The sequence below is a fragment of the Methylocaldum sp. RMAD-M genome (assembly GCF_017832375.1).
Taxonomy (GTDB): domain Bacteria; phylum Pseudomonadota; class Gammaproteobacteria; order Methylococcales; family Methylococcaceae; genus Methylocaldum.
Genome location: NZ_JAFIBZ010000037.1, coordinates 18349 through 31030 on the forward strand (window position 1 = coordinate 18349; position 12682 = coordinate 31030).

A 12682-nucleotide genomic window follows, 5' to 3' on the forward strand; every position below is an offset into this window, starting at 1 on the left:
CGATTTTCGTTTAGCCGCCCACCGCGCCCAGTTCGAGCCGCGCCGGAACTTTTCCGTCGATGTTGTCCGACGTGGATTCGGCTTTTCCGATGCCGATACGAGTGCGATCGACTCCGGGGAGGCCGATCAGCTCTTGCTGGATCGCTTTCGCCCGGCGATCTCCCAGAGCTTCGAGCTCGGACGTCGATATTGGGGCGGCGGTATTCACCAAATTCTCGAACAGGCGTTCATAGAAATCCTGGTCCTCGCTACCCCGGCCTAAAAGAGCCAATATTCTGCCGACTCGCTGAGGTTTCCTTCCGGTCTTCTTTTCGTAAGCGGCCTGAAGCTCTTCCAGCGCCCTGGGGCCTCCTCGCTCGATCGTGAGGTCTTCCAGAGCGCGCTGGGTCTTGGCATTGGTGAACGCCAGAGGTCCCGGATCTTCTCCAGGTTTAAGACCCAGATCCAGTTTCTCCGCGACGGCCTGCCGCACGTGTAGCGATCTTAGCGCCTCGCCGTCCCGTTTGGGGTCGAACCGGCCGTGTATGGTCAACTTGAGCATGGGGCGTTTTTCCATTGCTTCGGCGACCTTTTTGAGCCTTTCCCGCTCCGGAGGCGGCAAGGCATCGCTGCCGGGCTCGAACAGCACCGTGTCGGGGTGTTCCTCGCCGCCCGCGAACACCGAACCGATCATCCGAAAGGGTGCGGTTGCGGCTTTTTGCAGTACGGTGACGAAGGCCTCCCAAACCACTTTCCCGTAGCGGAATTTGGGACTGTCCACATCGCCTTCCACGGGGACCGAGACGTTGATTTGGCCTTGGCTGTCGGTAAGTACCGCTACCGCGAGATCCAGCGGCAAGGAAACGGCATTGGGGCTTTCGATGCGTTCACCCAAGGTGAAATTGTCCAAAACGATCTTGTTCTCGCTTTTCAGCATGCTGTCTTCGATCTTGTACTCGAGATCGAGGTCGAGCTTGCCGGATTGTATTTTGCGTCCGGCGAATGTCGCGCTGTAAGGCGAGAGAGAGGTCATCGAGACGTTACGGAAGACCACCGTAATATCGCTGAACTTTTTTTGCTGCATGGGATTCAGCGCACCGTCGACCTTGACCGATCCAAATTGATCGACGCGCCCGGTGAATGCCAGATGCGTCCGGCCGGAAGCCGCCGTCGAAATATCGGTGATCGTCCCGTCGAAGTCGTGGACGAGCGTGGAAAAGGGAATGACCAGGCTCAGATCGCTGAAGTCGACGACACCGTCGTTGACGCGGACGCGCTCCACCGTGACCGGAAACGGTTTTTTCGAATCTTGCTTCGATGTTGTCTTGGGCGAGGGCGCTTTCTTCGCAGGAGTCTTCGGACTTTGTTCCTTGAATATGGCGGCAAGATTCGTCGAGCGGTCCTCGAATATCGTGATCTTCGATCCCGGCTGATCGACTCGCACTTCCTGGATCGAAAGACGGTTCGGTTCGAGCGAAAAATCGATCTCGTTTGCCGAAAGCTTCTTCCATGACAGAAAAGGCTTTCGGCTTTCGGTCTCGATCAACAGAAGGTCGAAGACGCTGAGGACGCCTTTGCTCTTGACCGACGGGCCTTTCGGAGTCCGGGTGAAATCCACGTCCACGGCGGTGGACAAGTCGCCGCTTTCGAGCTTGAGCTTAGCGAATTTGGCGACCACGGGGTGCAGCGCCTTCAGGTTTACCCGGTCGACCTGAATCTTGGCTTCCGCCCGATCGCCCGTGGGAGATGCGGTGCCGGTCGCCTTCAGCGCGCCACCTTGTTTGACCTTGAGGTTGGTATCGAACTCGACCGGTGTCTCGCCATCGTTGGTGATGCTCTTGAGGCCGATATTGATGTCCTCGAAATCGTAGGCGACTTCGGAAGAGAAGCTATGGTCGACGACGCCGAGATCGAATCCCTCCAGTGTGAATGTGTTGAGCGCGAAGTGCCACGGCTGTCCCTTGGATTCGGCAGGGGCTTCGGCAGCAGGCGTTTCCGCGCCGGTATCGCCCGACTTAGGCGCGAAGAGTTCGGCCAAATGAATGGTACCGGTCTTGTCGCGGACGACTTGAGCCTTGCCGCCTCTAAGTGCGGCCCGTCCAATGGTCGCCTCGCGCTTTTCGAGGTCCACTTGCCCTTCCGCCAGTTCGAACTGATCCCAAGCGGCCAAGGGATCGGAAGAATCAGGTTCGGTAAGGGCGATTCCGTTCAGAGCGGCCGTCAGCCCGTCGAGATTTGCTTTGGGCGTACCCGCGCCGACTTCGGCCGTGGCCTTGAGATCGAGACCGAACCGGTCGACCGAAACGACATAAGGCGACCGGCGGCTGGCATCGGCATAAGCGAGACCGACATCGGCGATCTTGAAATTTTCGACCGCCAGCTTCCAGGGGGGGGCGGGCTCGGCGTCGGGCGGCGGATCGGCCGGATTCGAAGCGGTACCGTTCGCGTCCTCTTTCACCAGATTCTGCCAGTTCAACGACCCGGTTGCGTCGACCGATGCGTTGACCTGGCCGTTCTGGATGATGAAGGAGGGTACGTTAAGCGATCGGCTGGCCAGGTCGAAACTGGCATTACCGGCTTCGATCTTCTCCAAAGCGAGGATCGGATCGGCCGTATCGGGCATGGCGAAGCGGAGCCCTGACAGCGTCAGCCCCAGATTGGTCACCGACAGATCGGTCTTTTCGGGGCTCTGGCTATACCGATAGTGAGCCGACAGCGCAGCCCGGCCGGACGGTTCGGCCAGATTGAGGCGGTCCCGGAGGAATTTCCAGGGGAGCGCCAAGTTGAAAGCGTCGAGCCGTACGTCGCCGTCGGAAAGAATCGGTTCCAGCGAAAGATTTCCCCGCCATTCGAGAGTTCCGCCGTCCGGAAGCTTGAAAGCGAGTTCGTAAGTGCCGGTTTTCTCCGGCAGGGTCGTGAGCGTATTGAGCTCCAAATCGATCGGACTCACAGTTTCCGTTAGGTCGGCGTCCTTCGAGTAATCGGCGTATTCCACCGAACCGCTCGTCAGTGCGAGATGCTTGACGAGAAGGCGGGGCAGGGGCTCGTCGGGCTTTTCGGGTTCTTCGGACTTTGGCGCGGCTTCGGCGATTTTGGCCAGATTGAGTTTCCCGTCTTGCTCGACTATTGCTCTCAGTGAAGGGGCTTCAAGGCGGAAATCGGCAAGCGTCCACGCACGCCGAAATATGCTTTCCAATTCGAAGTTGACGAACAATCGGGCAAATCGAAAGACGGGTTGGCCATTCGAGTCATTCAGGTTGAAATCCTGGGCTTCGAAAGTGAATGTGAACGGATTGAAGGCGACTTTGCCGACGGAAGCATCGCGCTTAAGCTGTGTGGCGGCGATTTCGGGAACATAACGCTGCACGAGATAGGGGACGAGTGAAAACCCGGCAAGCGCATAAAGCATGAGCGCTGCCGTGACGGTTAGTATCCACGGGTTTCTAGCAATTCGGACCAGCCGATTCATGCGGATTAAAACTCCCTAGCTCAGGTTTGGCGGAGCGTGACGGCTAAAGTGTAGTATCAAGGATGTAAGCCGTTAATTTTCCGCCGCCGACAAGCTCTTTGTCTCGATTTGATAACACCTGCCTCCGAAAAGGTATTGTTATATTGGACCAGGATAAGCGAGAAGCTTCTTCCGGCGTCAGCGGGAAATTCGGAGCGTATTCTTGCTCCTCGCAGCCGCCAGGAAAAAGAGCTACGATTGACCTTCCGGCGAAGTAAATGACTTGCGGGAATATGAATTGAAAGACACCTATCCAGCCCTTTCGGAGTTGGCAGAATACTGCCGCGACACGTCTATGCGGACGTTTTTATAATAAGACGAGCGTTAAGAGCTTATGTTATATTTTTTCAGCCCATGTCTCGAGCATCTGCTGGAATCAGTTGCTAACTAATTAGGTGTTGCCGCGTGGTTGGACCTGTTGGTAACGCTAGACAGTAGAAAAATAAAGCCATGTATAAAGCTGATCGTGTCTTCTGGGAACGTAATAGTACAACCGGGAGAACCGAATGGTTCTTTCTGACGCGGGAAGGCGTAATGGGGCCTTATGAATCCGAGATATTCGCGAGAAAATCGCTCGACGAGTTTAAAGATCGCTGCGCACTGGTCGGAAATAATGTGCACAGATCCGCCGATTCGAATAGTCATTTCGAACTCGTCCGAGACGGAAACGGTTTAACGATCCGGAGAATGGAACCGGAAAAGTCAAGTTGATATTGGCCCGTGAAGCTATTCGACTTTGGCACCCGTAAGCGTCAAGAAACTGCTTGAATAGCATTAGGCAAAAAACTCCTCTCCCTCGCCAGCCAAGGCAAAGGATATAAAGTCCGGCGTAAGCTTTGGTCTCGGCGACTATTCCACCGAGCCGTTTTCCGCTTTATTCAAGACCAGACCGACCAGCGCGGTGTCTTGAAGAGCCGCTATGGCTTGGGAGAGTTCGTCCTGCGTCGTTTTCCCTTCCTCAACGACTAATACCACGGCATCGACATAAGGCGTAAAAGACAACGCGTCCGCCGTTCCTAAGTGGGGAAGGTCGAATATGACAAATCGCGACGAATAGCGCTGCTTCAGTTCTTTCACCAGCTGTGCCATTTTCGGCGAGGCAACGAGTTCCGAAGAATTAAATATCGGCCGTTTCCCCGGCAGAATGACAAAACGGCCTATGCCTTTCGGATTGATCAGGATTTTCGATATGGGAACGTTGTCCATCAAGTGATCGCTTAAGCCCGCGACCGGGTCGATTCCCAGATAACGATGAATGGTGGGATCTCTGAGGTTGGCATCGGCCAGCAGTGCGGTTTGGTGAGCCTCGAGGGCGATGCTGAGCGCGAGGTTGATGGCGGTGAGACTTTTTCCGCAGCCCGGCCCGGGGCTGGTTATCGCCAGGGTGTTCCAGCCCTGTTCGCGCATTTTATGTAGGACCCGGGTACGGAGGATTTTGTACGCGTCCACGAAGGCACAGGGGCTATAGCCGGCGATAACGCGTTGGCGGCGCAGCAACTCCCTCGAGAGCGTTACGGTTCTGGTTTGCGTGTACTGGATGTTTTCCAATGAAACCAGATCCGCCTTGGGGATTTGTGGGCTGGCCACTGCGGAATCCTGGTGCTGCTGTTGTCCGAATGCTCTACCGATGCTTTCCATAGTTATATCCTTCCCTGGTTAGGTTGGTTTCGGGAACCGGCCGATCCGTCGTCAGTGTCGAAAGCGGCCGATTCAGGTGATGGTTGCAGCGCAACCGAATCTCAGAAGCTCAGCTTAAAAGCGAATCCATCTTGCGTAAACCCCTGAACCACAGGACGTCCAGCGGTATCCAGAGCCAATGGACCAGAGCCAAAATCAGCAGGATAAAACCGAGGCCCGCCAACATGCCGACGCTCCTCATTTTCTGCTGCTGTGAGATATCCTCATCGGTTTCGAAGTAGGGGATGACGGCAAGCGGCGGTCCGCCGGCCAGCCCCGTTATCAATTTCGCTCCTCGTATGGACTTGTCCATGTTTTCAATCAGCAGCACGTAACCGAATCCTCCCGCGATCGCCAGCATCACGCCAAGAAAAGCAATCGCAGGCCGGTTCGGTTTGATCGGTTTCTCGGGCAACAGCGGAGGCTCGATAATGGAAAACCGCTCACCCTTGCTTTTTTTCTCGAGCTGCTCGGCCACTTCGGCTTCCATCGCCTTGGCCCTCAGCTCGCGGTAACGGGCGGTGGCATTTTCATAATCCCTGACCAGCTCCAGGTATTGCCGTTCCACTTTGGGGCTTTGCAGCAATCGGCTTTCGTATGCGCCGAGTTTTGCCTTGACTTCCTCGCGCCGCTGTCTCAGAACCCGCAAATCCTGAAGAGCGCCGTCACGCTGGGCTTGCAGCGTAATGTAGGCAGGATTTTCGGGCTGGCTGGCTGCAATGTCCCGGACTGCGCGGGTCGTTTGCGCCTTTCTCAGTTCCGCCTCCAATGCGGAAATCTGTTTTCTTAAATTGACGATGTCCGGGTGATTTTCGGAATATTTTTCCCGGAGCGACGCTAACTGACCGTCCAGCTGGGCGAGATGCTTGGCCATTTCCAACCCGCTGTCCGAGTCGCCTGCATCCATTTTGAGCGAAGCGATTTCCAAGCGAGCTTTGACGACGTCGGGGTGTTTGTCAGAATAGCGGCTTACCATGGCCAAATACTCCGTCTTGAGACTCTTCAACCGGTCCTGAGGGCTCAGAATGCGCTCTCCGGTTGAAGATATGACCGGAACATCGGGTTTTATTTGGGCCAATTGGCCATCCAGATAGAATTTCCGATCTTCGAGGGAAAGAATTTCATTGTCAATCTGCATTAATTCGCGCTCGGTTCTATCCATGAGCTCGATATTGATTTGTTTCTGTTCGGGCAGGCTGTTCAGGTTCTGCTCCTTGAAGTCGGCCAGTTTTTTCTCCAAGACCGAAACATAATCCCCCATCTGCCTGGTTTCTTCCTTGAGGAAATCCGAGGTTTCAGCGGTCCTTTGAGTGCGAGTCTTGAGGTTTTCCTCCAGGTAAAGCGAAGTGATTTCGTTGGCAACGCGCTGGGCGAGATCCGGATTGCGGCTATCGTAAGCCAGCGTGAAGGCAATCGTTGCGGTAGACGGCCTGCCGGTACGAGGGTCGATAATGTCGGCACTGATCGTGTCCAGTGCTATATCGTCACGCATTCGCTTGATGATTTCCTCTTCCGTTAGCCGGTGCCGCGCGTCGGCGTATAGGTCGAATTTCTCGATAATTTTGTTCAGGTTGCTGCGCGTCATGACCCGCTGGCTGATCATTTGCAGCCGCTGCGTGGCATAGGTCGTGATGGTCGAGCGTACCAACTCGGGCGGTATTTCCTGTTCTTCGATCAGAATCGTTGCGGTGGAGCGGTAAGTCGGCGGAAGCAGGACGGCGAGCAAGAGGGTCAGAAACAAGATGCCGGTCAGAATTGCCGCAAATTGGGATTTGCTGCGCTTGAACCCGGCCATGTAGTCGTGAAGTCCTTTTTCTTCCATGATTCCCTCGCTATCGGTCAGTACTGTAGCTTATCCCATCGATAGCGGATGGTCAGATAAGCGGCGTGTGATTCGGGAATATTCGAGATGACATCGATCTCCTGTCGACTGTACTGATACGACGCGATCGCTGACCAATTTTCGCTCCAATTCCAGATCAGTTCGCTCCTGGCACGAAAAAGTTGGCGATTGAGCTCTACGTTGCGCTGGTCGGCTGTCTTGCGGTCCGTGTAAGAAAATTGAGCCGAGCCGGTCAGTGTCGGCGTAAATTTGTGCTTTCCAGTTAGCGTGACCGTATCAGCCTCGATCAAGTTCCCGTAAATGTTCGGGCTGACCGTGTGCGCATAGTCGAGGTTCAGTTCGTCCACTTCGAAGCGCTTGGTTGCGCGCGCGTCTATCAGATAAGTCAAAGAGCTGCTGCTGATGTGCTCACCATCATCGAGTATCGGATCACCGAACGCAGTTCTGAAAATCGTTCGGGAGCCGGCTTCGGTCTTGTTGTATTGGCCGCCGGCGGCAAGGCTGACGTCGAATGTTTCGTCGATGGAATAGGAGAATCCGACGATGGCCGTGGCGTAATCGATCATGATTTCTTCAGTGCGATTTTCATATGTTCCGGGAACACGGAATATTTGGAAATCCAAGGTTCCTGGGATGAAAGTCGTGCTTTCCGGTGCCGAATAGCTCGTGTAGGAGAACGAACCATTCATCTTTAAGTATTCGCTGTATTCATGAACCACACCGACCGAGCCGAAATGGATTTGATAATGAGGAAAGGCGGTATTGTCGTTGTTCCGATATTCGGTGTTGTCATATTGATAGTTCAGACCAAGCCGGGTGTCTTCGCTCAAATAATATGTCCACGACGGGTTAATCGTTTGCCTGTTTCTCCTGACTTGCTCGAATACCAGATCGTTGGTTTCAATGAACGAAGTTCGGCTCGAATCCCTGATGTAATCGCCTCGAAGAGCGAATTGGCTACGCTCGGTGACGAAATAACTGCCGGTCAAGGAAACGAATTGATTCAGGGTATTCAAGCCCTTTTGATCGTAAAAATAATTGTCGAGACGGATACTTCCGTCGAGCTTCCATATTTCTTCAGCGGCCGAGAATTGCGTGTTCAGGCCGAGTTTCGTGCCCCAGACATCGGTATGTGGGCCGGGTGTGAGAAAGATATTGGTGTTGTACTCCTCTTCCACGTTGGCATCCGCTTGGAAGGTATATTCCACTGCACTGACGTCCGTTGCGATAAGTAATCCGATGATCCACGTGATGTAGAGTGGAGGGTTTCCTCGTCCTTTATTGCTTATGGCGTTGACCGGTTTTGCGTTATGCATGGCTGTCAGAGCCAATCAAACGAGTCGGCAGCGTCAGGAATTTCGTCGATCGATACAGGGATAACTCGTGCGACATCACGGAACCACTACAACGTCTCCTCTTTGCAGCAGGATGTCTTGCTCCAACGCGTTTCCATTGGCGACTTCATCGTAGTCGAAGGGTAACGCCACCTCCTTTTCGCCTATCCGGCGTATGATCTTGATATCGTCATCGTCGGCAAAAGGCGTCAGGCCGCCAGCCATCGACAACGCCTGCATGACCGAAACCTGATTCGGGGTAATGAATTCACCAGGCTTGTTGACTCTGCCAACCACATAAATCTTGTGGTTCAAATTGATGACAGCGACACTGACTTCCGGCTCGGCAAAGAAATCGGAGAGTCTTTTGGCGATTTCGGATTTGATCTGACGGACGGTCAGACCTCCCGCTGCCAACTCACCGATTAAAGGGAAGGTAATTCCGCCATCGGGACGTACCAAGGTCTGCTTCGTTAGCCCGTCTTCTTTCCAGACGGAGATCTCCAGAACATCCCCGGCGCCGACGATATAATCGGGAGGCACGGACGCCGATGAGTCGGCCGATAAGGAGGCAGGAGCCTGAGCAGCGGATACCGAGAAGGCGAAGTGAAGGGTTAGCGCAAAAGCCAAAAATCCATTTTTCATATGCGCATCTACACGATGTTACGAGAGACCGGACGGATGAATCGGTCCGTATCCCATGGACCATGACCGTATGTAACGGTATAGTCGGAGAATACTACAGCTTATTACATTTTTCACGCCCGTAACAATCCAGATTGCGGAAGGAGATGGAGCCAAGGAGATGGCTGCGGTCTCTTTCGCGTTACAAAGCTGTTGTCATCAGGACTCTCGGAGCGGCGATGCGCCCGCACGCCCCAGGGGAAACCTGGCGAATTTCCGGAAGTCCGCTGTATCGTGCTCGAGATCGAGAAATCGAGCTGATTTCAACCGCAAATACATTAGGGACGATATCCATGCTGATCAGGACATTAGCTTTCTTAGGTCTCTCACTGAGTGTAATCAACGTTCTGACCGGGTGCGGCGGTGCCGAAGAGCGCAAGGCGGAGCATCTGGAGCGAGGCAAAAAATACCTCGAAGAGCGGAACTTCGATAAGGCCAAGATCGAGTTCAAAAACGTCTTGCAGATCGATCCGAAGGTCTCCAAGCCTTACTTCTATTTGGGGCAAATAGAAGAAGCGCAGAAGAATTGGCGGGATTCCTTCGCCCTCTATCAAAAGGCCGGCGAGCTCGATCCGAACGACCTGGACGTCAAAGTCAGGCTGGCGAAACTTTATATGCTGGGCAAGCAGCTCGATAAAGCCGACGCTCTGTTGAGTGCCGTTTTGAGCGTTAAGCCCGAGGATATCGATGCAAGAATGGTGAAAGCGGGTTTATCGAGTCTCAAAGGCGATCAAGCCGCTGCTATCGACGAACTCAGCCGCATCACGGCGGAGCAGCCGTCCCGCGCCGAGGCGTTTTTCGTTTTGGCGATGCTTCACAGTCAACAGAACAACCTCGATGAAGCCGAGAGAGTTTTAGAGCAGGGAGTAAGCGCAAATCCGGGCGATACCTCGCTGCAAACGGGGCTGGCCAAGCTCGCCGCTCAGATGAAAAAGCTCGAAAAGGCCGAAAATATCTATAAAGAGATGATATCCGGCGATCCCGCCAACCTGGAGCACCGGAAACTATTGTCCGAATTCTATATTCGACAAAAACGCTGGAGCGACGCGGAGCGGGTCTATCGCGAAGCCATTCAGGCCAGCCGCGACGACAGTCAGCGTTACATCTTGCTTGCGGAATTCTTGGCAAAATCCGGCAAATCCGACGAGGCGGTCACCGAGCTTGCCGAAGCGATCGAGGCTTATCCAGAAAAACCGGACCTGCGCTTCGCCTTGGCGAGGCTTCACGAGCAACGCAGGGAAACCGATAGAGCAGAGCGGCTCTATCGAGAGATCATTGCCTTGAAAAAATATGCTCCGGATGCCTTGAAAGCGAAAAACCGTTTGGCCTTGCTCGCTTTGGCCGAAGGACAAGTCGACAAGGCCGCTACATGGATCAATGAAGTTCTGGAGGCGAATCCGGGGGACCGCCAAGGGCTCTTGCTACGGGGGCGCATTGCCTTATTCCGCAAGGATGGCCAAAAGGCGGTCGCGGCCTTTCGTTCGTTGCTCAAAGATCAGCCCGATTCGTGGGAAATACTCAAGCTGTTGGCCGCTGCGCATACGCTCGACGGTAAGCCGGTGCTCGCGCAAGAAAGTCTCGAGAAAGCCGTGGCGGCGAATCCCGATAAATTCGAGGCATACAAGAATCTGATCGACTTTTTGGCGGGGCAAAAGAATTACTCGTTAGCGCTGGAAAAGATCGACGAGTTCCAAAAACGGCACTCGGCTAGTCTGGATGCGCTGGTGCTCAAGTCGGAAATTTTGGCGGCAGCCGGGAGGACTGCGGAGCAGGAGACGGTTTTGAAGCGGATCAAAGCGGAGTTTCCGGAAAATCCAACCGGAGGCTTCCTTTTGGGCAAGCTTTATCAGAGCCAGAAAAAATATGACTTGGCATTGGCCGAATATGAGGAATCGCTTGGAAAATCCAAAAACGATTATGAGATTCTGAAAGCGATTTTTGGAAGTTATGTCGAAAAAAGGCAGGCCGAAAAGGGCGTGGAACGAATCACCAATGTTCTCAGCAACAATCCGAAACATGCGGGTGCCCACCAATTGCTGGGATTGTATTACCTGGGCGAAAAGCAAGAAATGGAAGCCGTCAAGTTTCTGAACATGGCCATTCAGTCCAACCCCCGTTGGTTGCTCCCTTATGCAAATCTCGGCGCTTATTACGAACAAACGGGCAGACGGGACCTGGCGCTCAAAACCTATCATCGGGCACTCGAAGCACTGCCTGGGGAACCCACCGTCCTCATGAACTTGGCGCGGGTCTATGAAATTTCCGGGGACTATGAAAACGCGATCAAACAGTACGAAACCATTCTCAAGCTAAACCCCGGCAACATGCTCGCCCGGAACAATCTTGCCAGTTTGCTGAGCCTTGACCATTCTCGGAAAGACAAGCTCGATCGGGCTTTCGAGCTTGCGAAGGAGTTCGATAAGACCGAGGAGCCGGTGTTCTGGGACACGCTGGCTTGGATCTATTACCAAAAGGGTGCGTACGAAAAGGCTTTGCCTTTACAGTTGAAAGCCGCCGAGAAATCTCCGGACGTGCCGATTTACCAATACCACCTCGGTATGATTTACCTCAAGAAAGGCGAGCGTGCGGCAGCTGTGGAGCATCTTCAAAAAGCGGTGAACTCGGGCAAGGAGTTCGTCGGTTTGGAAGATGCGCGAAGCGCATTGATCTTAGCCACAGACGGCGGTTGAGGCGTATCCGGGTTCGGGGTCAATGCTCCAAACCCGGATTCCCACCACGGTGGTCAAAGCCGAATCGTTCGGTCGGAATGCGAATGGGCTACCGCCAAAGCGTAAGCTCTTGCGGCTGATAACCGGAAGGCACCTGCGGACGATCGTCGGGGGATATCGAGTCGGTTATCCGGTTCAGAGCCATAACGGTGGGATGCTTGCCGGAAAAGTCCACCATTTCGACCGGAACGCCGGCCAAATCGCTGAGTTCGATCGGCGGTAGCGATATTCCGAACTGGCTCGCGAAGCCTTGTGCTTTTGCGGCTATTCGCTGAGTGAAAGCGAGCAGCGAGCGAATCGTTGCGTAATCATCCGTGGATAACTGCATCGATGATGGATTCGCGAGGCATACTTCTGCCAGCTTGGTCGCCCCCTTCAGTACGTCCAGCTGTTCGCAGCTGATGCCGGCCACTTGCTTGGCCCGTCCCGTCTTTACGAGGCGCGAGTCATTCGCCGGATTTTCGGCGGAACCGAGCTGGTCTATGGAGATCCCTCCCAGCATGTCCTCCCATTTAGCTCGTTGCTTCGGTGACAGTTTCTTGAGTTGATCGCCCAAACCTTGAAGAACCGGTTGAAGATCCTGGGTTTGACGAGCAATCCGATCGATCTTTTCTTCGGTTATCGGCGTGAACTGCTGCTTCTTGTGGTCGATCAAGACCAGCTGTTCATTTGCCCGCTGATAAAAAATGTCCAGATTGCGATCGCCGCCGGCGCCTTTGACCATAATTTGGCCATCTTTGACGACAACCGGTTGAACAGACCTCTTTTGTCCTTCTTCCACGTTGAATTCGATAGTGCTGTCCGCATTGGAAGGAGAGAGCCAAACGAGATTGGCTACTAGGGCCAGATTGAAAAATTTTCGATATTGCATACGGAGATTCCGGAGGTGTTCGCTTACCGCTCGATAGACGAATCGAAGCTGTCGTGT

The 12682-nt window shown here is 54.1% G+C and carries 7 protein-coding genes; 1 reads left to right on the plus strand and 6 read right to left on the minus strand.

Features of this window, described 5'->3' with window-relative positions; genetic code table 11:
• Positions 1-10: 10 nt before the first annotated feature.
• The 5 genes from JOD69_RS22080 to JOD69_RS22100 all read right to left on the minus strand — a co-directional run bounded on the left by JOD69_RS22080 (position 11) and on the right by JOD69_RS22100 (position 8986).
• On the minus strand, positions 11-3448 hold the full coding sequence (locus tag JOD69_RS22080; RefSeq protein ID WP_086132779.1) for a DUF748 domain-containing protein: 3438 nt from the start codon (positions 3446-3448) through the stop codon (positions 11-13).
• An 888-nt stretch (positions 3449-4336) separates the two neighbouring features.
• A complete protein-coding gene (locus tag JOD69_RS22085) occupies positions 4337-5125 on the minus strand; it encodes a CpsD/CapB family tyrosine-protein kinase (protein WP_077732214.1) in 789 nt (262 codons plus the stop codon).
• A 109-nt stretch (positions 5126-5234) separates the two neighbouring features.
• A complete protein-coding gene (locus JOD69_RS22090; protein ID WP_210024291.1) occupies positions 5235-6986 on the minus strand; it encodes a GNVR domain-containing protein in 1752 nt (583 codons plus the stop codon).
• 17 nt (positions 6987-7003) lie between these two features.
• Complete coding sequence (locus tag JOD69_RS22095; RefSeq protein ID WP_210024292.1) at positions 7004-8323, minus strand: hypothetical protein; 1320 nt, start codon at positions 8321-8323, stop codon at positions 7004-7006.
• A gap of 75 nt (positions 8324-8398) precedes the next feature.
• Positions 8399-8986, minus strand: coding sequence for a polysaccharide biosynthesis/export family protein (locus JOD69_RS22100; protein WP_133719016.1), 588 nt, complete (start codon positions 8984-8986; stop codon positions 8399-8401).
• Between the two features lie 332 nt (positions 8987-9318).
• Here JOD69_RS22100 and JOD69_RS22105 point away from each other — a divergent pair, with 332 nt between their 5' ends.
• Positions 9319-11715, plus strand: a complete 2397-nt coding sequence (locus JOD69_RS22105) for a tetratricopeptide repeat protein (RefSeq protein WP_210024293.1) — start codon at positions 9319-9321, stop codon at positions 11713-11715.
• Positions 11716-11803: 88 nt separating this feature from the next.
• Here the strand turns inward: JOD69_RS22105 and JOD69_RS22110 are convergent, their stop codons facing one another.
• Positions 11804-12625 carry a hypothetical protein gene (locus JOD69_RS22110; RefSeq protein ID WP_077732219.1) on the minus strand — a complete coding sequence of 274 codons (822 nt, stop codon included), beginning with the start codon at positions 12623-12625 and terminating at the stop codon, positions 11804-11806.
• Positions 12626-12682 lie beyond the last annotated feature (57 nt).

What these genes read in the sequence shown, in the direction of transcription:
- JOD69_RS22080 (WP_086132779.1), bottom strand. Translation starts at nt 3,448, where the DNA reads ATGAATCGGCTGGTCCGAATTGCTAGAAACCCGTGGATACTAACCGTC.
- JOD69_RS22085 (WP_077732214.1), bottom strand. Translation starts at nt 5,125, where the DNA reads ATGGAAAGCATCGGTAGAGCATTCGGACAACAGCAGCACCAGGATTCC.
- JOD69_RS22090 (WP_210024291.1), bottom strand. Translation starts at nt 6,986, where the DNA reads ATGGAAGAAAAAGGACTTCACGACTACATGGCCGGGTTCAAGCGCAGC.
- JOD69_RS22095 (WP_210024292.1), bottom strand. Translation starts at nt 8,323, where the DNA reads ATGCATAACGCAAAACCGGTCAACGCCATAAGCAATAAAGGACGAGGA.
- JOD69_RS22100 (WP_133719016.1), bottom strand. Translation starts at nt 8,986, where the DNA reads ATGAAAAATGGATTTTTGGCTTTTGCGCTAACCCTTCACTTCGCCTTC.
- JOD69_RS22105 (WP_210024293.1), top strand. Translation starts at nt 9,319, where the DNA reads ATGCTGATCAGGACATTAGCTTTCTTAGGTCTCTCACTGAGTGTAATC.
- JOD69_RS22110 (WP_077732219.1), bottom strand. Translation starts at nt 12,625, where the DNA reads ATGCAATATCGAAAATTTTTCAATCTGGCCCTAGTAGCCAATCTCGTT.